Here is a 24,570-nt window from a genome sequence, read left to right as displayed (position 1 = left end):
CCGGCACTTTCAGATTTCCTGCTTTATGCCAGCCTGCCTGGTCCATGAACATCAATATCTGTTCTCCCGCGTGACGTTTTCCAACCTCTTTCAAAAATATTGACATGGCGTCAGTATTGGCATATGGCATTATGATACCCATCCAGTGGACTCACCGCACCAAAATATATATGTACTCCCGTATCATTTGCGAACCGGTCTCCGGACGAATTCCGCTTTTTGCCCAAGACCTTCGAGGGTCACTTATCCTGCCGAAGCGTGCTTCATCCTGAAACATTATTCTGACCGGCTGCCCGTTTGCCGCAAACGACGCTGCCTGTTCGGAGAAGCCCCTTTTTTAAAGGCCTCTCCGGCCTCTTTGTCGCGCTTTGGATGACCCGGCTTCGGCATTATTTTGCGCCAGCCATGACGATGCAACATCCTGTACACCGTTGTTTTGTGTATTTTATGCCCTGCACGCTGTTCAAGCGCTTCTTTGATCTCATTCGCTGTCAGCATCGATCCCTTTTCCGCACTTGCTTCAAAAGATGCAAGCAATTCATTCTCTTCCTCTGCCGTTAGATTCGCGTGATTACGCCCGCCTCGTTTCATTTCAAGTAAAGCCGATACTCCGTTGTCGATGAAATCCTTTTGCGTGCAACGTACTGTGTTCACATTCCATCCTGTTATATGGGCAATATCCTTCGTCGATAAATTCTTTGCAATTCTCAGCCAAACACACAAAAAACGCTGAAACTCAAACCCAGGCCAGCTTTTTTTCCGGAAATCTTCCAATTCCATAATTCTGTTTTCAGGGACAGGCGTCGGTCGTCGCATAATAATCTCCCCCTCTCGCTTACCGGTTGCCTGAGATTATTATACTGTTAACTCCCTGTTGAAAGCAACTTGGTGTGAGCCGCGACAGAGTTTTTCTCCTGCTGTAAAAGTCTGATATTTTTCCTGTTTTACCCGCTCATCAGCCTTTCTTTCTGAGGTCGGGTCATTTTTTTGATCGCCCGCTCGCGGCGCATGGCCTCGCGTTTGGAGTCGTGCTTCTCGAAATACGCCAGTTCCACCGGAAGCCGAGAGCGGGTGTAACGGCTGCCACGGCCCTCGTTGTGGGTCTGGAGCCTTTTTTCGAGATCCTCCGTCCAGCCCGTGTAGAAGGTTCCGTCACGGCATCGCAGAATGTAGGTATAAGACACGGATGTCCCCGTCCCTCAGCTCCAAAGGTGCGTCCGAAGGATATTGAAGCCGATCAGGACAAGCAAAACTCCTCCCACGAATTCCATCCGTTTGCCCGAGGCCGTCCCGACGGAACGTCCAACCTTCACTCCCGCGAAGCAGAGGACCGCCGTGATACACCCGGCGCAGACGGCCAGAAACAGAACGGGTTTTCGGACGAGAGAAAGTCCGGCGCCCACCACCAGCGCGTCGATTGACGTCGCCAGCGCCAGTATCAAAAGCGTCACAGATCGCGTTGGGTCCGAAGTATCGCACTTTTCCGGCGGAGCGAAGGCGCCGCGAATCATATTCCCCCCCACAAAGGCCAGAAGGACAAAAGCCACCCAGTGATCGAAATGTTCCACGGAAGCCATGGAGCCGGTGCACCAGACCACCAAAAACCATCCGCCCAGCGGCATGAAAAACTGAAAAATTCCACAGGCCATTCCCATACGCAGAGCGGTCCCTCTCGTGGCTTCAAGTGTACAGGCCCCCACACAGAGCGCCGCCGCAAAAGCGTCCATGGACAACGAAACCGCCGAAAGAACGGACTCCAGCACATCAATCTCCCCCGACCACGCGCCTTCGCCGGCGCACGCGAAAAATATCAAAACGACATGACAGAGACAATAATAACAGCAGAATCCCCAAAAGGACACGGCGTCCAAACTTCGACGCCGCGCCCTCCGGTTTGCCTTTGCGGCGCGCGAAGGAAAAGACGAAAAGGCGAAGAAGCTCTACGGCGCCGCGGGAAGCGAGGGCTCTTCGATGCCGCCGGAAGCCGGAGGAGACTCGCTGCTCGCGGCCTGCCGCACCGTCGGAGATGGACGAATCCAGTCCTCCCGATCCGCAGCCAGAAGAGGCATACTCAGCATCATATCTTTGGAAAAGCCGGGAGACAGGGTTTTATCGATAGTTCTCTCCACTTCTTCGCTGTCTTCGTCCAAAATCTCCACGCGAACCGTGAAAGCGGGCCCTACAGCCAGCGCCAGATCCCGATCCCGGGGCATAAGCTCCAGGGGCTCCCCTCCATTGACGCTGATTCGAACCAGACCCAGGGCTCTGAAGGTCTGTCCGTCGACCTCGATGGTTTTATTGTCCAGAAAAACCTGGTGCTCCCGTCCAATATAGACCAGCCATACCGCCAGAGCCACAATCAGGACAAGAAGCAGCAGACGCAAAAGATGACGCATTTCGGCTCACTCCTTTTCCCCGACGGAAACGCCGCCGCGAAGAATCCGCCGAGCCTCCGCCCGGGCGCGAAGCCGCCTCCAGGCGTGCAGCACAAGGGCAAGGGCGATGACTCCGTAGGAAACGAACACTCGGAAATATTCCCCAATCTGCGCTTCACCCATCAGGTTTTTGCCCGCCATGGGGGCGACGATGAACATCAGGTGAAACAGGACGACCCCCAGAAAGACGTTGTCGATGCCCGCCCGGGAAACGCTGGCTCCTCCGATCAGCAACGCGGCGATGGAGAACATTCCTGCCTGATCGTGGCTGTTGTAGGTGTTGAGGGTCCCCATGTTCTGGAGGAAAATAATCTGCCCGTAGCAGGCCAGCACCGTGGAAATCACAATGGCGATGACCCGGGTCCGGTTGACGGGTATGCCTGCGGAGTCGGCCACAGCCATATCCTGCCCCAGAGCCCTCATGTCCTGACCCAGCTTCGTCCGGCGGAACCAGACGATAAAAAGACAAAACGCCGCCACCACCAGACAGGTGGCTACAGGAACGTTGATCGTTCCAATTTTCAGCGGGATCAGATGATCCAGAACCATGCGAATTCCCGTAAGGCTGACGGCGTTGCGGATGCCGTATCCCCGGGAGAGCAGAAGGGTCGGGTTGGAAATCGGGATCAGCCATCCCATGAAATAGAGGACGAAAAGCTGATACACGCCGTTGACGAAGAAGCCCAGGATATAGGAGGTCACCATCTCCTGCCCCTTGGCGCGGTTCAGGACCTCGCCGCAGAGAACTCCCAGGATCACGGCGATGGGCGTTCCGATGATCATCGCCAGGACGACGCCGGGAATGCCCACGATGGCCCAGTCCGAGACGAAAATAAGCCCGATCTGCCCCGCCATCGCCCCCAAAACCATGCCGAAGTTGAGCCCCATCCCAGCCATGATGGGGATCAGCAGCGACAAAATCAGAAACGAGTTGCGTCCGATGCGGACCAGAAGCTCCTGCACCAGGTAGGAGGCCGAAAACCCCGAAAGAGGAATCGCCACGACGGAAATGGCGATAAAAATGAGGGGAACCGCGTAATCCGCCAGCAGGTTCCAAAATTTCCGGTTCATGTGGCTCATCTTCTCACCTGCGCCTTTCTCGTCAGGGCGTAGAGGATCATTCCGTTACTGACGATAATCCGGATGACCTCGGACATATCCGTCTTCAGGACGCTGTTGATGACCGAAGGCGTCATCGTCAGAATACCCTGGAACAAAAACGTCCCCACCACCACGTTGAATATGGTGGCCTTTCGGACGGAAGCGCCTCCCAGAAGCAGCGCGGCCACCGCCGGAAGCGCCATGTAGAAGGGGCCCATGTAGAGCTGAATGAAGCCGAAACTCTGCTCGTAGACCAGAATTCCGACGGCTCCCACAACGGTGGACAGCACCACGGAGACGACGCGCATCCGATCCACGTCCACCCCCGACGCCCGGGCAAACTCCGGATTGGCCCCCACTGCCGTCATGGCGGTTCCCGTTTTTGTTTTCATGAAAAGCCACATCAGAAAACTCATAACCCCAAAGAAAAGAAACATGCCCGTCGGAAAATAGAAGGTTCCGATTTTGAAGGACAGGAAATCGCTCAAAATGTGAAACCAGTAACCATCAACACTTATGGTTGTTCGCAGTCCGGTTCCCTGGTAACCCCAGACCATCGTGGCGTTTCTGTAGGGCAGAAGCAGCCAGGCCATGCACATGAAGGCCACCGACGAAAAACCCACGTAGGTGGCGATCATCATTTCATCTCCCTTGACGCGGTTCAGGAGCTGACCGTAACCATACCCGAGGACGGCGGCAATGGGGATGGAAAGCGCCAGAGCCACGGCAAAGCCCGCGGCCCCCCGAACGTCGAACTCGATGCTCATGGTCGCCCCCAGAAGCCCCGCGATGACACCCAGAGGAAGACCGAAGTTGAGCCCGCAGCCCGCCTGCACCATGGGAATCATGGCCAGCACCATGACCCCGTTCATCCCGAAGCGCACCAGAGTGTCCGACAGGGACGTGGAGATGCGAACGCCCACAAAGGGGGCCGCCAGAAAGAGCGACATCAGAAAAAGCCCGATGATGATTCGGGGCCATCCCGCCGCCTCTATAAATTTTTTAAGCATTTTCCATCGCCTCCATCGCCTCCCTGCGCTCCGAATCCTCTTCCATGTCCCCCATCATCAGCAGGCCGAACTGCTCCGCCGGCGAGACCGCGGGAAGCACGCCCGCGATTTTCCCCTCTCCGACGATCGCGACCCGGTCGCAGACGGACCGAAGCTCCTCCAGTTCCGACGAGGTGATGAGGATCGTCGTTCCATACTCTTCGTTGTAGCGGCGCAGAGTGTTCAGCACCAGTTCCTTGGCTCCCACGTCGATACCACGGGTGGGCTCGCAGATCAGAAGCAGGTCCGGCCGCATGGCAAAGGCCCTGGCCAGACAGACTTTCTGCTGATTGCCCCCGGAAAGCTCCACCGCCCTCTGACCGGGCCCCGTGCAGCGAATTTCGAGAGCTTTTATGTATTTTTCAGTCTCCTCTGAAATGGCTCCGTCATCTCTCAGGCAAACGAGCTTCCCAAGCCCCGGGATGCCCTTCAGAAAGCGATTCTGAACCTGCATGGCCGTGAAGGTGATGTTCCAGTCGATTCGTTCTCCCAGTAGAAGCCCCACACCCCGGCGATCCTCCGAGACGAAGGCCATCCGGCTGTCCAGGGCCTTTCGGGGCTGGTTGAGCTCCACCGTCCTGCCGAACAGCGAGACCTCGCCGCCCGACGGAAAAAGCCCCATGATGCCGTTGGGAATCCCCAGCTTGCCCTGTCCGGCCAGCCCGCCGATGCCGAATATTTCTCCCTTTCGCACGTCGAAGGTGACGTCCCGCACCGTTTCCCCCGGCATGTCCACCCAGAGATTTTTCACCGAAAGGGCGATCTCCCCGGAGATTTTACCCTTCCTGGGCGGCCGCGAGTCCTCCACCTGACGTCCCACCATCCAGGCGGCAATATCCCGTATTGAGGCGGAATGAGCGGGTGTTTCCCGAATGACGCGACCGTCCCTCAGAACCACGATTCGGTCGCAGAGACTCCGGACCTCGTGAAGGCGGTGAGAGATAAAGATGATGGAAATGCCCCCTTCCGCCAGTTTTTTCAGGGCGTCCATTAAAATTCGGGCCTCGGTTTCCGTCAGAACCGCGGTGGGCTCGTCCAGAACCAGAAGCCGCGTATGGGAACGGTCGATCTCCCGGGCAATTTCGATAAACTGCTTGTACCCCACCGGCATCTCCGAAACGACGGTATCCACCCCGATGTCGATCCCCAGCGTCCGGACGGCCCGTTCCGCCCGATGCCGGATCGCCGGACGGTTCAGGGTATCCAGGCGGCTGCTGAACACGTACTCCAGCGGAGACCGGTTCAGTTCCTCCCGGTTGAGAAGAATGTTTTCGGCGGCGGAAAAACCCGGAATGAGAGAAAATTCCTGATGGACCATTCCGATGCCCGCCCCCAGCGCGTCGAAGGGCGAGCTGAAACGCACAGGCAAGCCGTCGAGAAAAATCGTCCCCTCGTAACCGCCGGTGGAGGCGATGACGGGCATTCCAAAAAGGATGTTCATCAAGGTGGACTTTCCCGCGCCGTTTTCTCCCACAAGACCCAAAATCTCGCCGCGGTTCAGGGCAAAACTGACGTCGGCGAGGACGCTGTTCCCAAAATATTCTTTGCCTATGTTCTCCAGTTTCAACAGCGGAACTTCGGGCAACTCTACCACCTCATTTCGCAATCCTGCCGCTGATTCTAAAATATAGAGCTTCTTTTTGTATTGCAGATTTACGGATTCTCAGGCTTCGCGAGACGATACCAAAAAGGGGACGCCTCCGTGACGCCCCCTGCCGTTACTTACATTCAGGGAAATACGGGAAATACAAATTGAAGCTCAGAGGCGAAATCAGGCCCCGAAAGCCGCAACGACTTCCTTCAGCTTCGCGCGGATGGGAATGCGCTGGGGGCACTTGGGTTCGCAGGCTCCGCACTCCACGCAGGCGGAGGCCCTTTTACCCTCCCGTCCGGGCGCCAGAAGGTAGAGATAATTGTCCTTCTGCCCGTCCCAGTCCCCGGAAATCGCGGCGTTGTTCAGGTTCGTGAAGCACTGGGGAATATCCACGCTCTGAGGACAGGGTTTGCAGTAGGCGCAGGCCGTGCAGGGAACCCGCATCCGGCTGACGTAAAGTTCTTTGGCCGCGCGAACCAGAGCCAGCTCTTCTCTGGACAGGGCGTCCGGATGTCCGTGGGTCGCGCTGGCGATGTTCTGTTCCATTTGAATCGGGGCGCTCATGCCGCTCAGAACGATGGAGACCTGGGGATGGTTCCAGACCCAACGCAGCCCCAGATCCGCCAGAGTGGAGGCTCCGTAGTGGGCCAGGGCCGCGGGTCCCGCCAGATCCGTGGGAATGGGGCCGGTGAGATTGCCGCCCTTCAGGGGCTCCATGACGATAACGCCGATTCCCTTTGCGGCGGCGTACTCCAACCCCTCGGTGCCCGCCTGGAAGGTGTCGTCCAGGAAGTTGTACTGAATCTGGCACATGTCCCAACCGTAGGAATCAATGATTTTTTTGAACAGGCTCAGCCCGTCATGGAAGGAAAAGGCAATACGGCGAATTTTTCCGGCCGCCCTGGCCTTTTCCATAAAATTCAGCGCGTCGAACTGGAGCATCTTCTCCCAGCGGGAGGAGGTCAGCGAGTGCAGCAGGTAATAATCGATGTGGTCCGTCTGGAGCCTCACAAGCTGCTGATTCAGAAAATTCTCCATCTCCTCCGGTTTGGTCACCAGCCAGGTCGGAAGTTTCGTCGCCAGAAATACCCTGTCGCGTCTGCCCTTCAGCAGGCGTCCCACCGCGGCTTCGCCTTCGCCTCCGTGGTAAGGCCAGGCGGTGTCCACGTAGTTGATCCCCTTCTCAATGGCGACGTCCATCATGCGCATCGCCGTCGCGTCGTCTATTATGCCATCCTTCATGGGAAGCCTCATACAGCCAAACCCCAGAATCGAGAGTTTATCCTTCGTGCGCGGCGTCTCTCTGTACAGCACTGCCAACATCTCCTTTAAGAATCCCTGTGATGTCGTTAATTATAATACCTGTGTCAAATACGCCTGAAAAAGTATGAGAAAAAAGTCAAAACATGAAAGAGTGCTAAAACATGGAGGAGTTGCCGCTCTCCATGTAGTCCAGCTTTTCTTCCTTCGGATAGCGGAGCGTGTACTCCACGGTGACGCGTCTGGTCTCGCCCGGCGCGATCTTCATCTTCCACAGAAGCCGGTTTTCCCTGTCCCGCTCCGAGGGCTCCGGATCGATTTTTTTCACCTCAAGGACAATTTTATCGCTGGCGGGCAGAGGAAGGCGGTCGTAAACCGAAATTTCGCGCTCCGAGTCCAGAGCGCTGGTGATTTCAAGGGTGTAGCCGTCGTCCAGAACGCCCGTGCCCGTCCAGGTGCTTCCCGTTTTTTGCGCGTACCTTTCCCTTTTGGAGGTGAGCCGGGGGGTCATGCCGAAGGGAATTTTCATGCGGCCCCCGATGGAGTCGGAGAGCCGGGCGCGTCCCGTCGCTGCGCCGTCCACCGCCAGTTCCGCGCTGCCCGGCAGAAAGGCCGGCGGCAGAGCGTCCAGGCTGGCCACAACCCAGGCCTCTCTGTGACGTTCGGGAATGACCACCAGGAGAGGGGCGCTCTTCAGCCCGAAAGCCCCCAGCGCCACCCGGGTCGGGTTGCTGTCGCCCTCGACTCTGCCCCGCCCCCTGACCGTCACATCCGTCAGAGTGGAGAGAACCTCCGGACCGGAAAGAGAGCGGGACAGCCCGGAGGATTTCATGACGTCCGCCGCGGCCGTCGGAGCCATGAGAGCGTCAGAATAACGATTTACCTCCTCCTTCGGCCTCAGATCCACAAGCAGAGAGCGCACTTCCGGCGCGGTCACGGCGGCATCCCGGGGCCGGCTGTGGAACTCGAACTCCCCCTCCACGTCTATTCCCGTGCTCTGCCGGGCCGTGGCGCTCATCCTCGCTTCGATGTCGCCCGTGGCGCTGTTCAGGTTCATCTCGTACCTCACGTTCCACCCGGCGTCGGAGGTATAGGCCTCGAACAGCAACGCGGCCGGTTCCGCCGTCGTCCCGCTGATTTTCAGCACCGAAGAATCGCCGAAGCGCCGCGCCTCCCATTTTTGACGCAGGGCCTCGTACTCCTCCCGGGCGTCCTCCAGCTCTTCCCGGGCGGGCTCCAGCTTCAGATCCGCCTCCGTCAGCGCCGCTTCGGCCTCCAGACGAAGCTCGCCGGCTTCCGAGATGTAGTCGATCAGCTCGCCGCCCTCGATTTTGACGACGCCGTCCTTCCCCGGTCCGATCGTTGGGAAGGGCATTCCCAGCAGATGCACGGTCTGGGAGAACGCCGCTTTGCGTCCCTCCAGATTTTTCACGACGCGCGTTTTTTCGCTCACCTTCTGCTTGAGGGTCAGCAGTTCGCCGGGCAGGGGGTCCTTCGCCCAGGCGTCATCCACCCGAAGGGAAGTCAGGCTTTCCGGCGTCAGGCAGCGCACGCTGTCCTGATCGAAGGCCCCCGGCAGCGTGAAGGCGAAGCGTCCGTCGGCCTCCGCCCGAAAAGTGAACTTCGCTCCGTTGGGATAAAAATCCACGGACACCACGGAGAACTGAGGATTTTCTGAAGCCGAAGCCGAGCCGGCAGCCGAAAACGCCAGCCCCCAGACAAAAAAGCAGAGAACAGACGCAAAACGTCGCACCATACTCCCCCCTTTATAAGACTCAGGGGGGCAGGGCTCGCTGCGTATCGCAAACCTTCGATCCGACCGCTTCGCGGTCCTCACTGGCCCCCCCGAGACCCCCTGCTGATCGCAGAAGCAGCTAATCAGCACTTCCCATATACTCCCGCCGGCGCAGGGCGTAGGCCGTCATGGCGGCCACTCCCGTCCAGAGCACGGACTCGTTGACGTCGAACCTCGCGTTGTGATGGGGCCAGTTCCGCTCCTCTTCCGCCCCGTCCCGGGGAGCGAAGGCGGCGCAGTGGAAAAAGAAAGCGCCCGGAACCTTCGCCAGATAACACGAAAAATCCTCGGCCCCCGACGACGGAAGCGCCAGCTCCCGCACTCCCTCCGTCCCCAGAGTTTCCGCGGCGATGTCCCGCATTCTGTGGACGCAACCCTCGTCGTTGACCACCGCGGCCAGCCCTTCGCTGAAGGAAACCTCCGCCTTCCCCCGCATGGACGCGGCCACCCCCTCGGTAACATCCCGGACGCGTTTTTTCAGCCGCCCGTGAAGCTCCGGACTGAAAGAGCGAATCATTCCGCTGAACTCGCAGCAGTCCGCGATGACGTTGCAGACCGTCCCCCCCTGGATCTGCCCGACGGTGACCACGGCGGGCTCGAAAGGGCTGACCTCGCGGCTGACCAGAATCTGAAGCTGGGCAATGGCCTCGGCGGCCATGACGATGGGGTCCACGGTGAGATGAGGCGTGGCGCCGTGCCCGCCTTTGCCCCTGAACAGAACCCGAAACATGACGGTGGCGGCCATCATCGGACCCGTCTTCCAGCCGATCTGTCCCGGCGTCAGGCCGCTCCAGACGTTGCCCGTGTGCAGCCCGACGATTTCGTCCACCGCGGGGTTCTCCAGAGCGCCGCTTCGAATCATCGAGGCCGCTCCGTCCTCCGTTTCCTCCGCGGGCTGGAAGATGAACCGGACCGTCCCGGACAGTTCTTCACGGGCCTCCGACAGCAGTTTCGCGGCCCCCAGCAGCATTGCCACGTGGGCATCGTGCCCGCAGGCGTGCATGGCCCCGTCGGCGGAGGCAAAAGGAAGCCCCGTTTCCTCCCGTATGGGCAGCGCGTCCATGTCGGCCCGCAGAGCCAGGTTTTTCCCCGGCCAGGCCCGACCGCCCTTCAGCGTGGCGAGGACCCCGTGTCCCCGTCCCTGTCCGGCCCGAACTTCGTCGAGGTTCATTTTTTCCAGTTCCCGAAGAATCACACTCTCCGTGAACGGCAGATCGTGGTCCACCTCCGGATGCGCATGCAGCTCTCTCCTCAGCGCGACCACGTAATCGTTCAGCTCCCGCGCCCGGGCTTTAACGTCCATACTCAACACCAGATCCATCCCTTCAGAATAAATACTTCGAAATTAAATATGAAATTCGCGCCTCTACAAATATCCCAGGCCGAAAATCGCCAGGCAGGCTGCCATAAAAAAATCGAAAGCCGCGCGGCCTTTCTGTCCCGCCCGGAAACGCTGCCTTCCCGTAAAAACCATAACCAGAGCGCAGACGAACAATATTATCGCCGAAATCCTCACCTTCAACACTCCTCTGCACATTTTTCCCGTCTGTTCAAAGGGTTCGCGTTCACTTTTCCGCCATTTTTTCCGTCGCTTTTACCTTGTCACTTTGTAACATTCTGACATCATTTACGCATAAAACCCTATAGCATATTTTTTATTTTATGTATAAATTACGGAGGGGGATAGGATGCGATTCTCGGGTTTTTTGGCGCGAGTCCCTCTTTTTTCATTATTACCTATTATATTATGAGGGCAATGGCCTGGGAGGATTAAATGCAAAACGAAATTTTATCGATTCTCGCTCTGACTTTTGGCGTCCTTGCGGCGGCCGGAAAAGGGACGGCGTCCGCCGCCATTCAGGCGGAGTCCGTGCCGCAGCTGATTCCGGTGGAGGATTTTTTCCGCAATTCCAGCGTCGTGGGTTTTTCTCTTTCCCCGGACGGAACCAAACTGGCCAGCCTGAAGCCCTGGAAAAACCGGATGAACGTCTTCGTCCGGGATGTGGAGGGAAAATCCGAGGAGCGTCGTCTGACGTCGGCCACCGAACGCGACATAGGGGGATTTTTCTGGAAGGGCAACGACCGCATCGCCTACGTGCAGGATCGGGGCGGCGATGAGAATTTTCACGTTTTTCTGGTGGATGTCAGCGGCGGAGAGCCCAGGGAACTGACCCCCTTCGACGGAGTCAAGACCTACGTGCTGGACGATCTGGAGGAAGATCCCCATCATATGCTGATTTCCATGAACAAAAACAACCCGGAGGTTTTCGACGTCTACCGCTGCGACATGGACACCGGCGAACTGACGCAGGTCGCTGAAAACCCCGGCAACATCACGGGCTGGATGACCGACCACGAGGGCCGCCTCAGAGGGGCCTGCGAAACGGACGGCGTCAACCAGAGCCTGCTCTACCGGGCCACCGAGGACGAACCCTTCAAAAAACTTATGACCACCAGCTTCAAAGACGATTTCGCCCCTCTCATGTTCAGCTACGACAACAGACTGCTGTACGTGGCCTCGAACCTGAACCGCGACAGGACGGCCATCTATACCTTCGACCCGGAGGCCAACAAAACGCTGGACCTGGTTTACGAACATCCGGAGGTGGACGTGGGGCGGCTGCTGTCCTCCAAAAAACGCAAGGTCATCACCGGCGCCGTCTACGTCACCGACCGGTCCCACTACCATTTCTTCGACGAGGAGCGCCGCGCCCTGCAGGAGACCCTTGAGGCGAAGTTCCCCGGCTACGAGGTGGCCGTCACGAACATGGACGACGAGGAGCGGCGGGTCGTTCTGGCCACCTTCAGCGACCGGTCCCGCGGGACGTACTACCTCTACGACCGTCAGACGGAGAAACTGGAAAAACTGGCGGAGGTGGCCCCCTGGCTGAAGGAAGATCAGATGGCCTCCATGCTCCCCATTCGCTACACCTCCAGGGACGGGCTCACCATCAACGGCTATCTCACCCTGCCCCGGGGGATGGAAGTGCCCGGCGAAGAGGCCCTCAGGCACGGCGAAATCCCCTTTGAAGCGGCCCTCAACCTGCCCGTGGTGGTGATTCCCCATGGAGGTCCCTCGGCCCGGGACACCTGGGGCTACGACTCGGAGGCGCAGTTTCTGGCCAACCGGGGAGCGGCCGTGCTGCAGGTGAACTTTCGGGGTTCCGTGGGCTACGGCAAGGGCTTCTGGGAGGCCGGATTCAAACAATGGGGAAGAGGAATGCAGAACGACGTGACCGACGGCGTGGAGTGGCTCATCGCCCGGGGCATCGCCGACAGAAACCGCGTCGCCATCTACGGCGGCAGTTACGGAGGCTACGCGGCTCTGGCCGGAGCCGCCTTCACCCCGGACCTCTACGCCTGCGCCGTGAGCTACGTGGGGCCCTCCAACATTTTTACGCTGCTGGCCAGCATTCCCCCCTACTGGGAGCCCCTGCGGGACATGGAGTACGAGATGATCGGCGACCCCGAGAAGGACAAAGAACTTCTGGAGCAGGTTTCCCCCGTTTTTCACGCGGATCAGATCCGGATTCCCCTTTTCGTCGCCCAGGGAGCCAACGACCCGCGGGTCAAAAAGGCGGAGTCCGATCAGATCGTGGAGGCCGTCAAAAAAGCGGGGAAGGACGTCGTCTACATGGTCAAAGAGAATGAAGGGCACGGGTTCCACAACGAGGAAAACCGCATCGATTTTTACCGAACCATGGAGGATTTTTTCCGACGTCACCTGAAAACCCGTTAAAAAAGCGTTTCGTGGCCGCGGGCAGAGTTGATCCGGATCTGAGATTCGGATATGGGATCCGGAGAGCCGGTTTCCTGCGGTCACGACAGGCTCGACGGAATGGGGCTCGGGGAGTTTGCGTATCTCACAATCCTCATTCTTATATAGAAAATATTACGCTTTATGCGGGAAGCATATTTTTTAAAGATGACAGATGATCTTTGTCAGGAGCAGTGAGTTTATTTTTAATGCTCTTATTTTTTAACGAAATTGTTTTAAGGATGTGACTTTTTTGGGATCGATATCAGCAACTCCCCGCATCGACCAAATGACCCCCCGGCGTCTGGAGATCGCCGTTTTTGGCACGGGGTCCTTTCTGAGAACCGAAGCCCAATTCGGTATCGTCAGAGGTATATGGAAGACCGCCGTGGGGTACGCGGGAGTAAAAAGCGCGGGCCTGCCCGACAGAAGCGGGCAGAACTCCATTGAAACCGTCCGGGTGGAATATGATCCCATAGCGATCAGTTACGGGCAGCTGCTCGAAATGTTTCTGGTGTGGGAGGCCGATGTCGCGGCAAGAGCTGAGGCGGCGTCCTCTCCCCCGGAAAATTCTCTCTGTATTTTCATCCGGAACGAATTTGAAAAACGCATGGCCCAGGCTGCCGTGGAGCGATACCGCCTGCGGGACGAAAAGCTGCCTCACGTCCATATCGCGGCTTACAAGACCTTTCACATGGCGCCGAATCTCTGTCAAAAGCATTTTCTGAGAACCCTTCACTGGCTGATGAAGGATTTGCAGAGCTTTTACAGCGACGAAGCGGGATTTGTGCATTCCACGCTGACCATGCGCCTGAACGGCATCGTGGGCCAGGTTCTGCCCTTCACCCGTTTTCCGGAAGACGTCGAATTTTACGATTTGCAGGACGATACGGTCTGCCATCTGAAAGAGTACCTCGTTTCCTGATCTTCGCCGTCTGTCCGCAGGACGCCGCACTGACCGTTCCGCAGAAAGCGCCACGGAACGCCGTAAGGATGATATGATTATCACAATGACGACGCTTTTGAAATAATCGTTATCTTTTTGAGCCCAATTTAAGGCTCCTCCAGAGGGGCTAAAATCAAAAAAAGAGGTGGCGGGTATGAAAAAGGTCTGTATTGTGATGTTCGCGCTGCTGCTGTTCGGCGCTTTTCCCGGAGGGGCGGCGGCAGGCGAGAAGGTGCTGATGTTCGGCGTCGACGCCGAACCCATCGGTTTCGATCCTCACACCATATCGGCGGTGGCATCCTGCCGGACGATCTATCAGCTTTACAACTCGCTGGTGGGTCTGGACGAAAAACTGAACGTGGTTCCCGAACTGGCAAAAAGCTGGGAACAGCCTGACGACGTGACCTACGTCTTCCATCTTCGCGACGACGTCAAATTTCACAGCGGCAGAAAAATGACCGCCGCCGACGTAAAATACAGCTTCGAACGCATCCTCGACTCCAAAACGGGGGCTTTGGCCAACAGCCCCAGCTACGCCGGAAACATCGCCTCGGTGGAGGCGGTGGACGACTACACCGTGCGATTCAAACTGAAGCAGATCACCGCCCCCTTCCTGGTCAACGTCTCCCACGCCTACTGCTCCATCGTGGACAGGGAGGCCGTGGAAAAGAACGGCGACCTGCTGAGGGCGGACGGCGGCACCGGCCCCTTCACTCTGGGCGAGTGGACCCCCGACAACAGGGTGGTTCTCCATAAGTTCGCCGACTACTTCGTCAAAGGAGAGCCCCGAACGGACCGGATCGAGTACTACGTCATGAAGGACAGCGCCGCGCGGCTGGCGGCCCTGCGCACCGGACGCGTTTCCATCATCAACGCCGACACATCCATGCTTCCGGTCGTCAAAGGGGACACGAACATCTACACCGTCTCCTATCAGTCCTTCAACTATTCCGCCCTGTGCCTCAAAACGACCCTGGCCCCGTTCCGGGACCCCCGGGTCCGTCAGGCCATTTCTCTGGCTCTCGCCCGTCAGGACATCATCGACATCGCCTATAACGGCGAGGCGGAAATCTCCGGCTTCGTCCCCGCCTCTATGGGACACTGGGCTGTGGATGTGAAATCTCATCCCCTGTACCGGCAGGACCTGAAAAAGGCCAAAGAACTGCTGACCGCGGCGGGCTTCGAAAAGGGCTTCGACGTGACGATCACCGTCGGCCTGCTGGACAGCCTGAGGGACATCGGCGCCGTGGTTCAGCAGCAGCTGGCCCCCCTGAACATCCGGGCCAGCGTCGTCAACAAAGAAAACGCCGAGTACGTGGACCAGTGGCGCGCCCACAACTTCGAGATCATGGTATGCCAGAACGTGGCCGGCTTCGACCCCAGCCGGGGGGTGGAATTTTTCTTCAAGACCGGCGCCGCCGCAAACATTGCGGAGTACTCCAACGCCAGAGTGGACGAGCTCTGCACTCTGGCCGCGGGAACCACCGACCAGGCCAAACGTGAAACGTACTACAAAGAGGCCATCGGCATCATTCTGGACGAGTCCCCCAACGTGGTCATCGCCAGCCCCAGGGAGTATTTCCTGGCCGGAACCGGAGTGGAAAACTTCGCTCCCAGCGCCGTCAATCCCTACCGGCTGAGCGCAGTGGAAATCAGTCAGTAAAGAGAACTCATGCGGGGTTACATCCTTCGCAGGCTGCTGACGCTGGTTCCGGTTCTCACGGGCATCAGCCTCTGCGTGTTTCTGGTGATGAAGCTGGTGCCCGGCGACGTGGTCAGCGGCATTCTCGGGGTCGAGCAGACTCCGGAGCTGCGGGCCGCCTGGGAGAAAAAACTGGGGCTGGACCAGCCGGCCCCGGTTCAGTATCTGAAGTGGATGGGCAACGTGCTGCGGGGAAACTTCGGAGAGTCCTTCCGAACGGGCGCGCCCGTGTTTCCGGAGATTCTGAACCGCTTCAAAATAACGGCGGAGCTGGCGTTTCTGGCCTGCCTCGCGTCTTTGCTCATGGCCATCCCCCTGGGGATCCTGTCGGCCCTGCGGCGGAACCGACCTCTGGACAAGGCGGTGCGCGTTCTGGCCCTGCTGGGGGTTTCCGTGCCGAACTTCGCCTCCGCCATGCTGCTCATTCTGCTGCTGTCGAAGGCCTTCGGATACTTTACGCCGGTGAAGTACCTGTCCCCGATGGAAGATCTGCGGGCGAACCTGGAGATTATGGTTCTGCCCGCCTTGATCCTTGGGGCCACCATGGCGGGGGCGGTGATGCGCATGACCCGATCCTCCGTCCTGGAGGTTCTGCGGCAGGATTTTATCCGGGCCGTGCGGGGCCGGGGCGCTCCCGAAAGGGTGACGGTTTTTCGCCACGCTCTGAAAAACGCCTGCATTCCCATTGTGACCCTGTCGGGGATGCAGGTGGGGACCCTTTTGGGGGGAACGGTGGTCATCGAGCAGATCTTTTCCATACCCGGTCTGGGACAGCTGGTTCTGACGGGGATTTCCCAGCGCGACTATCCCGTGGTTCAGGGCTGCGTCCTGTTTATCGCCTTCGTTTACGTCATGCTCAATCTGCTGGTGGACCTGCTCTACACATGGATCGACCCCCGCATCCAATACGACTGACCGGGAGATGCTGCGATAGTGAACAAAAATTCACCTGACCACGGACGCTTCAAATCGATTTCCGTCCTGCTGGGCGACCCTATGGGCCGGGCGGGGATGGCGGGCATTCTTCTGATCGTTCTCATGGCGGCGTTCGCGCCCTGGATCGCGCCCTACGACCCGGCGGAAATGCACATGAAGGCCAAACTGGCCGCCCCGGGCCTCCAATACTTTTTCGGGACGGACAACTTCGGTCGGGACGTGTTCAGCCGCATCGTCTGCGGTTCCCGTGTATCGCTGACGGTGGGGCTGGTTTCCGTGGGCATAGCGGCGGGAGCGGGGTACATTTTGGGGCTGATCGCCGGTTTTTTCGAGGGAAAGACCGAAACGGCGATCATGATGCTCATGGACGTCCTCTTCGCCTTTCCCTCGATTCTGCTGGCGCTCTTTATCGTTTCGGCGCTGGGCCCCGGCATCGTCAACACCATGATCGCCATCGGCATCGTGAACATTCCGGTGTTCACCCGAACGGTGCGAGCCTCGGTCAAGTCCGTCAAATCCATGGACTACATCCGCAACGCCCACTCCATCGGACTCAGTCCGGCGCGGGTTCTGCTGCGCCACGTGACCCCCAACGTGCTGTCCCCCTTTCTGGTGCAGGTGACGCTGGCGCTTTCCGGAGCCATTCTGACGGAGGCCTCCATGAGTTTTCTTGGGCTGGGAATTCAGCCGCCGGACCCCTCCTGGGGCTCCATGCTCTCCGACGCCCGCAAATTCATGGAAATCGCGCCCTGGCTGGTGATTTTTCCGGCTCTTTTCATCGTTCTGACCATTCTCTCGTTCAACCTGCTGGGGGACGGTCTGAGAGACGTTCTCGACCCCCGTCTGAAGCTGTGACGATGCGCCTGAAGTGAGATTAATTTGAAATGGGAATATTTTAAAGTGGGAATATTTTAAAGATGGAAATGACGCGAAGCGACGATCAGGCGCAAAACCTGCTGGAAGTTCGAGGGCTCCGCATTGGAATCCCACGGGGGGCCGGATACGTCCGTCTGCTGGACCGGCTGGACCTGACCGTCAAAAAGCGGCAGAGCTTCGGCATCGTGGGAGAAAGCGGCTGCGGCAAAAGCATCACGGCTGGGGCGCTGCTTCAGCTTCTGCCCTGGCCTCTGCGGGTTCTGGAGGGAACGGCCCATTTCCGGCGGCCGGAGGGGGATCTGGAGATGATCGGCCTGGCCCCGGACAAAATGCGCGACCTGCGGGGGAACGAAATCGCAATGATTTTTCAGGAATCTCTGACGGCTCTGGATCCCCTCTTTACGGTGGAGTTCCAGATGAGGGAGGCTCTGACCTTCCACGACCGGCAGAGCAAAAGCCGCAGAGAGGCGACCGAGCAGGCGGCCTCCATGCTGCGCCGCATGAAAATTTCCCACCCCGCACAGGTTCTCGCCAGCTATCCCCATCAGCTTTCCGGCGGACAGATTCAGCGGGTCATGATCGCCATGGCCATGCTCAACAATCCCCGGCTGCTCATTGCCGACGAGCCCACCACCGCGCTGGACGTGACCGTTCAGGCCCAGATCCTCGACCTGATGAACGAGCTGAAGGAATCCAACGACACCTCCATCGTCATGATCACCCACGATCTGGGGGTCATCGCCGAGACCTGCCAGGAGGTTGCGGTGCTTTACGCGGGACAGGTCGTGGAACAGGCCTCCGCGGCGGATCTTTTTCACAACGCCGCCCACCCCTACACCCTTGGCCTGCTGGAGTCCGTGAACGCTCTGGGAGGCCCCGGTCAGGAGCTTCATATCATCCCCGGCGTCGTCCCTCCCGGCGGAGAATGGGGGACGGGCTGCCGGTTCGCCGGACGCTGCTCCCGTAAAATGAAAAAATGCGCGGAGGCCATGCCCGCCCTGACGGAGATCGCGTCGGGACGCCTGTGCCGGTGCTTTCTGCAGAAAGACGAGGTGGAAGGATGAAGGAGGTTCTGCTGGACGTTCGGCATTTGAGGACCTGGTTCCCCGTCCGGCGGGGGCTTCTGCGCAGGACGACGGGGTACGTTCACGCCGTCGAGGACGTGAGCTTTCGCGTGGGAGGGCAGGAGGTGTTCGCCCTGGTGGGAGAGAGCGGCTGCGGGAAAAGCACCACCGGAGCCAGCGTTCTGCGTCTGATCGAGCCCACGGAGGGGGAAGTGCTGTTCGACGGAGTGAATCTGAGGACCCTGAGCGCGGCGGAGCTGCGGGAAAAAAGGCGCGACATGCAGTTCATCTTTCAAAACCCCGCCGGGGCCCTCAATCCCCGCATGACCGCCGGAGCCCTCCTCGCCGAGCCGCTGAAGGTCCATTTTCCCGCCCTGAACCGAACCGAGCTTCGGGAAAAGGTGAGGGAAATGCTTTCTCTGGTGGGCATGACTCCCGACCAGGCGGCCCGTTATCCTCACCAGTTCTCCGGAGGGCAGCGCCAGCGGATCGCCATCGCCAGAGCTCTGATCAGCCGCCCGCGCTTCGTGGTGGCGGACGAGCCGGTCTCGGCGCTGGACGTGTCGATTCAGGCTCAGATTCTGAATCTGCTGATGACCCTTCAGCGGGAAATGAGGCTGTCGCTGATCTTCATCTCCCACGACCTGAACGTGGTGCGCCACATCAGCGACAGAGTTGGAGTGATGTACCTGGGGCGCATCGCGGAACAGGGGAACACGGAGCGAATTTACGAAAATCCCCTTCATCCCTACACTCAGGCGCTCCTGTCCGCCGTCCCCTCCCGGGACCCTCTGCAAAGAAAAAAACGCCTGATTCTGGAGGGCGACGTTCCCAGCCCCCTGACGCCTCCAACGGGATGTCCCTTCCACACCCGCTGCCCCCGTGCGGCGCCGATCTGCCGGGAGAAAGCGCCGGAGACGGTCATGGCGGAAACGGACCATCTGGCGGCCTGCCACAATTTATAGCACCATTGCGAAAATCATTTTCGGAGGTCTTATCATGGCTTACGTTATCGGAATGATGAGCGGGACTTCACTGGACGGGTGCGACGCGGCTCTGATCCGAATCGACGATGAAGGCGGCAAAGAGGAGATCCATCCGGTGGCTTTCGTCACGCAGCCCATGCCGGAGGCCCTGCGGACCAGAGTGCTGGACTGCTGTTCCCTGTCCCGGTCGAACATCCGGCTGACCTGCAGCCTGAACGTGGAGATGGGAAGCTGGTTCGCCCGGGTGGCGGAGTCGCTTCGGGAACAGGCGGGAGTGAAGCCGGAGGAGGTGGAATGCATCGGATCCCACGGGCAGACGGTGTATCACATCGCCGAAGATGAAGGGGAATGGCAGGCCTCCACGCTGCAGATCGGCGAACCCGCCGTTATCGCCTGGGAGACGGGCATCGCGGTGGTCTCCGGAATGCGGGCCATGGACATGGCGGCGGGAGGACGGGGAGCGCCTCTGGTCCCCTGGGCCGAGTATCGCCTGTACCGGTCCGACCGGCCCCGCGTCCTGCAAAATCTGGGAGGAATCGGCAACGTGACGGGACTGCCCGCGAACTGCGCGCCGGAAGACGTTTTCGCCTTCGACACGGGACCCGGCAATATGATCATCGACGGCCTGGCGAAGCGATTTTACGGCGCGGACTTCGATAAGGACGGGCAAATCGCAGCGACAGGCGCGGTTCGGGAGGATATTCTGTCCGAATGGACGGCTCTGCCCTACGTCGCGGCCCCGCCTCCCAAGGCCACGGGCCGGGAACTGTACGGAGAGCAGTTCGTGAAGGCGGCGCTGGCGGCCCACCCCGAAGTCGCCCCAGCGGACTGGCTGGCCACCGCCACCCGCTACACCGCCGTCACCATGGAAATCAACTACCGCCGCTACGTTTTCCCCCGCTGTCCGGCCCGGGAGGTGATTCTCTCAGGGGGCGGCGTCCACAACGAAACCCTGCGCCGCGAAATCGCCCGGCTTCTGCCCGAGTGCGAAATACTGACCCAGGAGGATCTGGGCTGGAACTCGGACGCCAAGGAAGCCGTGGCCTTCGCCCTCATGGCCCACGAGACCCTTCGGGGCAGGCCCTCGAACATGCCGGGAGCCACCGGAGCCTCCAGTTTCGTCGTTCTGGGGAACATCACCCCCGCGCCCCGAAAGCGATGATCGAGCTGGAAGGCCTGTCCACCGAGGCCCGCAACCCGCGGAGCATGGAGCTGGACGCCCTGTCCGTGTCCGAGTTCCTGCGGGTGATGAACGACGAGGACGCCCGGGCGGCAGTCGCGGTCCGCGAGGCGCTGCCCCAGATCGAAAAGGCGCTGGAGCTCGTGGTGGCCTCTTTCAGAGCGGGAGGCCGGCTGATTTACATGGGGGCCGGAACCAGCGGACGCCTGGGCGTGCTGGACGCGGCGGAGTGCGTCCCCACCTTCGGCGTACCTCCGGGAAGGGTTGTGGGGCTGATCGCCGGAGGAGAAAGGGCCCTCACCGAGGCCGTCGAAGGGGCCGAAGACGACTTTGGGGCGGGAACCGAGGACCTGCGCCGGATCGGACTGGAGCCCCGGGATACCCTGGTGGGGATCGCCGCCAGCGGGCGGACCCCCTACGTGCTGGGAGGGCTGGAGTACGCCCGAAAAATCGGCGCCTCCACTGTGGGACTCGCCTGCAATCGGGGTTCTCCTCTTTCCGAAGCCGCGCGGGTGGCCATCGAGGCCGTTCCGGGCCCGGAGATCCTGACCGGCTCCACCCGGCTGAAGGCGGGAACGGTGCAGAAGATGATCCTGAACATGCTTTCCACCGTTGCCATGGCTGAGATGGGGAAAATTTACAAAAATCTGATGATCGATGTTCTGGCCACCAACGAAAAGCTGCGGGTTCGGGCGGAAAATATCGTGATGACCGCCGCCGAGACGGATCGGGAAACCGCGCGGGCAATGCTGGATCGCTGCGGGGGAAACTGCAAGATCGCCACGGTGGCCCTTCTGCTGCACTGCACCCCTCAGGCCGCCGAGGCCAGACTGGACAAAGCCCGGGGGCGGGTCAGAAAGGCTCTGCAATAAGCGCTGTTCCCCTGATTTTTACTTTTTTACATTCTCACATTTTTTACATGTTTACATGGAGGCGAGGAGCTGTTCGAGCTCCACGCGGTACGCTTTTTCGGAGCGCGCCCCTACGAGAACCCTGCCGACGATTTTTCCGGTGGAATCGACGAAAATCGTCGTGGGAATCGCCGAAATTTCCAACAGAAGGGGCTGGAGAGCCTCCACGGGGAGAATCTGAAGAAAATCGGCCTGAGACTGCCGGAGGATGCTTTTGGCCCTGTCCGCCGTCTCCCTGTTGGTGACGTCGAGGATGAGCCCCGCCATCCGGCTGCCTTCGGGCATGGACCGCGCCAGGCTGGCGAGCTCCGGCATCTCTCCGATGCAGGGCGGGCACCAGGTCGCCCAGATGTTGAGCATCGTGACCTTTTTTTCGGCAAACAGCGCGTTCGAAACCTTCTCACCCGTCAGCCCTCTGGTGGAGAACTCCGGAAAAACCTTCGGAAGATCCGCCCCAGCCGCCAGGGGGAGCAACCAGGCCGCCGCCGTAATCAACAACACCGCCGCCAGCAATTTTTTCTTCATCTTACACAAAAACCTCCTCGGAGTATCCGGTCTCATACCAATTGTACCTTAACCTTTGATTTTCCGGACAGCTCCCCCGAATCTCACTGCGCCCCTTCGGTCGATTTGCGTCGACGGGTCAACAGTTTCAAAACGCAGTGGGTGACGCAGACATAAACGCCCATAACAGCCAGATTGTGAGTGAAGAATAAAACGGCGGGCCTGTCCGGGTCCCAGAAGTCGAAAGAATAGCCCAAAAACAATTTCGCGCCCATTTCCCTGTCGAATGAGGCGTACACGCCGTAGACGCAAATCAGCGCCGCGGTAATCCGCAGGACTGTTGTACGCAGTCGGTTGGATTCCGTGATCCTGAGCATTCTTCGCATTGCGGCCATGATCATTTCCCAGTGCATTCCGAGGTGTACGGAGATCAAAACCAGCCCCCAGTAAGCGGCGCAGGTATGCGTCTGACGAACAGCCATTCCTCCGCTGAACCCCATGAAAGCGAAGACCGTCCGGGAAAGCAGTATCCCGCTCACCACCAGGGTCGTCATTGTGGCGAGAAGAAGCAGGTTGACGAGGGTGTTCAGAATGCGGCGCAAATCGTACTTCCCCCTGAAAAGTCCCTGATACCAGCGCCAGTTTATGGCGTTATGCACGACGAACAGGATGGAAACGGCAACGCCGATCCATTCATGAGGCGCGTCTCCCGTAATGCGATAAGCCAGCGCGAACAGGAGAAGCGCCGTCATGCAAAGGTCGATAAACAGCCTCAGTACCAGTTTGAACGGCATTTTTTCCTGTTTCCTATTGCCCAATGCCGATTTTTTTGAGCCACGCAGCGATGTCGCTCTTCAGCGAACCGCCGCCGCTGTAGTGGACGGAAAGCGCCTCCACGATTTTGGACTGAGGGCAGAGCTTGGCGATCGCCGTCACGCTTTGCCCGAGACGCCCTCCGCCGTGACTGCAAAACGGGACGATTGTTTTGCCGGAAAAATCGTATTCCTCCAAAAAGGACGCCACGGGCATGGGAATAGACGCCCACCAATTTGGATAACCCAGAAAAATCACGTCATATTGTCCCATGTCCCCGACGTGAGATTTGAGCGCGGGACGCGCCTGTTCTCTCTGGTCGCGCTGGGCTTCTTCCAGCACGGTGTTGTAGCTGGTAGAATAGGGCCTGACGACTTCTATTTCGAAAATATCCCCGCCGGTTTGAGCATGTATCTCTTTGGCTGTTCCGCGAGTGTTGCCTCCCCAGGAGAAATAAGCCACGAGGATTTTTCCCTTCTCAGCCGCTTTTGCCGAGCTTGCCGCGCCCGAAATCATGAACAAACAGAAAACACACAGCATCAAAATGATTTTCATATTTTCCTCTCCCTGTCGATAGTATTTTACTTCTCGTTCCGCGCAACGCGAAAACCGATGTTATACATTCCCTCATTGGGCGGAGTGGCGGCGCGGTACGCCGAGCGCGCGTGTTTCGGAAAATCGTTCCATCCGCCGCCGCGAACCACGCGATAGACGCCGGACACGGCGCCCGCCGGATCGATCCGCTCGGACGCATTGTAATCGCCGTACCAGTCCCAGCACCATTCCCCAACGTTGCCGTGCATGTCGAACAGTCCCCATGGATTGGGGCTGAAACTGTTTACCGCGATGATTTTCTGCCGGTAGCCGCCGATGACCCGGCCGCTGGCGTCTTTGTTATAGCCGTAGGAATTGTTGATGTTGGCCTCTTTGTCGGTGATCGTGCGGCCCGTGTTGAATGGCGTCGTCGTTCCGGCGCGGCAGGCGTATTCCCACTCGGCCTCCGTGGGGAGGCGGTAACCGTTCGCGGCGCGGTTCCACGTCACGCTCTCGCCGTTTATGACGTAGGCCGGAGTCAGCCCTTCTTTTTCGCTTCGGGCGTTGCAAAAACGGACGGCGTCAAACCACGTCACGCTTTCAACAGGCAGGTCGTCGCCGGAGTGTTCGCCGGGATTTCCGCCCCTCAGTTCGCGGTATTCTTTTTGCGTCACCTCCGATTTGGCGAGGTAAAAGCCGCTCACCGCAACGCTGTGCTGAATTTCGTCCGAGATGCGGTCCAGTTCCTCCGCGGGGCTTCCCATGGTGAACGTCCCACCCTGGACGAAAATCAAATCTTCCGGCATTTTCGACGAGACGGCATTCGCGACCGAAAGCGTAACGGACACATCGCCATCCCCGAGCGCCGCTTTGAGTTCGCCGGCCGTGGCCTTGTCGATTCTGCCGAGCCTTGTGAAGTTCCACGAGTTGGTCGAGTAGTAAATCACAAATCGATTGCCCTGGTACAAAATCAGATCCCCGGCCGTCGTGTTTATTTGCTCGTCGTTGCGCGGCAGAGTACGGCCCAGAGAACCGACTTTCTCAAATCCGCCGTAATCCTGCATTTGAATTGTCAGCGGCTTCACTGACAGCAGCTCCATGAGGGCTTTAGCGGACGAATTATCCGC

At 59.1% G+C, this 24,570-nt stretch carries 24 protein-coding genes; 9 read left to right on the top strand and 15 right to left on the bottom strand.

The features are described from left to right. Positions 1-276: 276 nt before the first annotated feature. From LBR61_06930 to LBR61_06880, 11 genes are all read right to left on the bottom strand, one after another. On the bottom strand, positions 277-816 hold the full coding sequence (locus tag LBR61_06930; protein ID MDR1731816.1) for a winged helix-turn-helix domain-containing protein: 540 nt from the start codon (positions 814-816) through the stop codon (positions 277-279). Positions 817-944: 128 nt separating this feature from the next. Further along, positions 945-1,184, bottom strand: coding sequence for a GIY-YIG nuclease family protein (locus LBR61_06925; protein ID MDR1731815.1), 240 nt, complete (start codon positions 1,182-1,184; stop codon positions 945-947). Positions 1,185-1,199: 15 nt separating this feature from the next. Next, positions 1,200-1,763 (bottom strand): manganese efflux pump MntP family protein, encoded by a 564-nt coding sequence (locus LBR61_06920; GenBank protein MDR1731814.1) that lies wholly within the window; start codon positions 1,761-1,763, stop codon positions 1,200-1,202. Between the two features lie 177 nt (positions 1,764-1,940). After that, positions 1,941-2,396, bottom strand: a complete 456-nt coding sequence (locus LBR61_06915; protein ID MDR1731813.1) for a hypothetical protein — start codon at positions 2,394-2,396, stop codon at positions 1,941-1,943. Positions 2,397-2,402: 6 nt separating this feature from the next. Continuing rightward, positions 2,403-3,506, bottom strand: a complete 1,104-nt coding sequence (locus LBR61_06910; GenBank protein MDR1731812.1) for an ABC transporter permease — start codon at positions 3,504-3,506, stop codon at positions 2,403-2,405. Positions 3,507-3,511: 5 nt separating this feature from the next. Then, positions 3,512-4,546 (bottom strand): ABC transporter permease, encoded by a 1,035-nt coding sequence (locus tag LBR61_06905; protein ID MDR1731811.1) that lies wholly within the window; start codon positions 4,544-4,546, stop codon positions 3,512-3,514. Continuing rightward, positions 4,539-6,170, bottom strand: a complete 1,632-nt coding sequence (locus LBR61_06900) for a sugar ABC transporter ATP-binding protein (protein MDR1731810.1) — start codon at positions 6,168-6,170, stop codon at positions 4,539-4,541. The genes LBR61_06905 and LBR61_06900 overlap by 8 nt, the downstream gene beginning before the upstream one ends. A gap of 186 nt (positions 6,171-6,356) precedes the next feature. After that, positions 6,357-7,493, bottom strand: a complete 1,137-nt coding sequence (locus LBR61_06895; GenBank protein ID MDR1731809.1) for an aldo/keto reductase — start codon at positions 7,491-7,493, stop codon at positions 6,357-6,359. Positions 7,494-7,596: 103 nt separating this feature from the next. Beyond that, entirely contained in the window at positions 7,597-9,195 is a 1,599-nt protein-coding gene (locus tag LBR61_06890; GenBank protein ID MDR1731808.1) for a DUF4139 domain-containing protein, read from the bottom strand. Between the two features lie 118 nt (positions 9,196-9,313). Beyond that, positions 9,314-10,555, bottom strand: coding sequence for an amidohydrolase (locus tag LBR61_06885; GenBank protein ID MDR1731807.1), 1,242 nt, complete (start codon positions 10,553-10,555; stop codon positions 9,314-9,316). A 45-nt stretch (positions 10,556-10,600) separates the two neighbouring features. Next, on the bottom strand, positions 10,601-10,750 hold the full coding sequence (locus LBR61_06880) for a hypothetical protein (GenBank protein ID MDR1731806.1): 150 nt from the start codon (positions 10,748-10,750) through the stop codon (positions 10,601-10,603). 258 nt (positions 10,751-11,008) lie between these two features. Between LBR61_06880 and LBR61_06875 the strand changes: the two genes are divergently transcribed. The 9 genes from LBR61_06875 to murQ all read left to right on the top strand — a co-directional run bounded on the left by LBR61_06875 (position 11,009) and on the right by murQ (position 21,553). Continuing rightward, the gene (locus LBR61_06875) at positions 11,009-12,973 is read left to right on the top strand and encodes a S9 family peptidase (protein ID MDR1731805.1); all 1,965 of its coding nucleotides are present in this window, start codon (positions 11,009-11,011) and stop codon (positions 12,971-12,973) included. A gap of 271 nt (positions 12,974-13,244) precedes the next feature. Next, positions 13,245-13,916, top strand: a complete 672-nt coding sequence (locus tag LBR61_06870; protein MDR1731804.1) for a peptide-methionine (S)-S-oxide reductase — start codon at positions 13,245-13,247, stop codon at positions 13,914-13,916. Positions 13,917-14,091: 175 nt separating this feature from the next. Beyond that, positions 14,092-15,600 carry an ABC transporter substrate-binding protein gene (locus tag LBR61_06865; GenBank protein MDR1731803.1) on the top strand — a complete coding sequence of 503 codons (1,509 nt, stop codon included), beginning with the start codon at positions 14,092-14,094 and terminating at the stop codon, positions 15,598-15,600. Between the two features lie 9 nt (positions 15,601-15,609). Continuing rightward, positions 15,610-16,554, top strand: a complete 945-nt coding sequence (locus tag LBR61_06860) for an ABC transporter permease (GenBank protein MDR1731802.1) — start codon at positions 15,610-15,612, stop codon at positions 16,552-16,554. Positions 16,555-16,572: 18 nt separating this feature from the next. Beyond that, positions 16,573-17,430, top strand: a complete 858-nt coding sequence (locus tag LBR61_06855; protein MDR1731801.1) for an ABC transporter permease — start codon at positions 16,573-16,575, stop codon at positions 17,428-17,430. A gap of 62 nt (positions 17,431-17,492) precedes the next feature. Further along, positions 17,493-18,515 (top strand): ABC transporter ATP-binding protein, encoded by a 1,023-nt coding sequence (locus LBR61_06850; GenBank protein MDR1731800.1) that lies wholly within the window; start codon positions 17,493-17,495, stop codon positions 18,513-18,515. After that, positions 18,512-19,480: an ATP-binding cassette domain-containing protein gene (locus tag LBR61_06845; protein MDR1731799.1), complete on the top strand. Its 969-nt coding sequence runs from the start codon at positions 18,512-18,514 to the stop codon at positions 19,478-19,480. The genes LBR61_06850 and LBR61_06845 overlap by 4 nt, the downstream gene beginning before the upstream one ends. A 34-nt stretch (positions 19,481-19,514) precedes the next feature. Continuing rightward, a complete protein-coding gene (locus tag LBR61_06840) occupies positions 19,515-20,663 on the top strand; it encodes an anhydro-N-acetylmuramic acid kinase (GenBank protein MDR1731798.1) in 1,149 nt (382 codons plus the stop codon). Then, positions 20,660-21,553, top strand: a complete 894-nt coding sequence (gene murQ, locus LBR61_06835; protein ID MDR1731797.1) for an N-acetylmuramic acid 6-phosphate etherase — start codon at positions 20,660-20,662, stop codon at positions 21,551-21,553. The genes LBR61_06840 and murQ overlap by 4 nt, the downstream gene beginning before the upstream one ends. A gap of 51 nt (positions 21,554-21,604) precedes the next feature. Here the strand turns inward: murQ and LBR61_06830 are convergent, their stop codons facing one another. From LBR61_06830 to LBR61_06815, 4 genes are all read right to left on the bottom strand, one after another. Next, the gene (locus LBR61_06830; GenBank protein MDR1731796.1) at positions 21,605-22,117 is read right to left on the bottom strand and encodes a TlpA family protein disulfide reductase; all 513 of its coding nucleotides are present in this window, start codon (positions 22,115-22,117) and stop codon (positions 21,605-21,607) included. Positions 22,118-22,200: 83 nt separating this feature from the next. After that, on the bottom strand, positions 22,201-22,890 hold the full coding sequence (locus LBR61_06825; GenBank protein ID MDR1731795.1) for a DUF4405 domain-containing protein: 690 nt from the start codon (positions 22,888-22,890) through the stop codon (positions 22,201-22,203). Between the two features lie 13 nt (positions 22,891-22,903). After that, positions 22,904-23,464, bottom strand: coding sequence for a flavodoxin (locus tag LBR61_06820; protein MDR1731794.1), 561 nt, complete (start codon positions 23,462-23,464; stop codon positions 22,904-22,906). 26 nt (positions 23,465-23,490) lie between these two features. Continuing rightward, positions 23,491-24,570 (bottom strand): SUMF1/EgtB/PvdO family nonheme iron enzyme (locus LBR61_06815; GenBank protein MDR1731793.1); only part of this gene is annotated, 1,080 nt, incomplete at its 5' end.

This window comes from Synergistaceae bacterium (assembly GCA_031272035.1).
Lineage (GTDB): Bacteria > Synergistota > Synergistia > Synergistales > Aminobacteriaceae > JAISSA01.
Note: the sequence above shows the minus strand (reverse complement) of the source record. Positions and strands in the feature narration are given on the sequence as shown.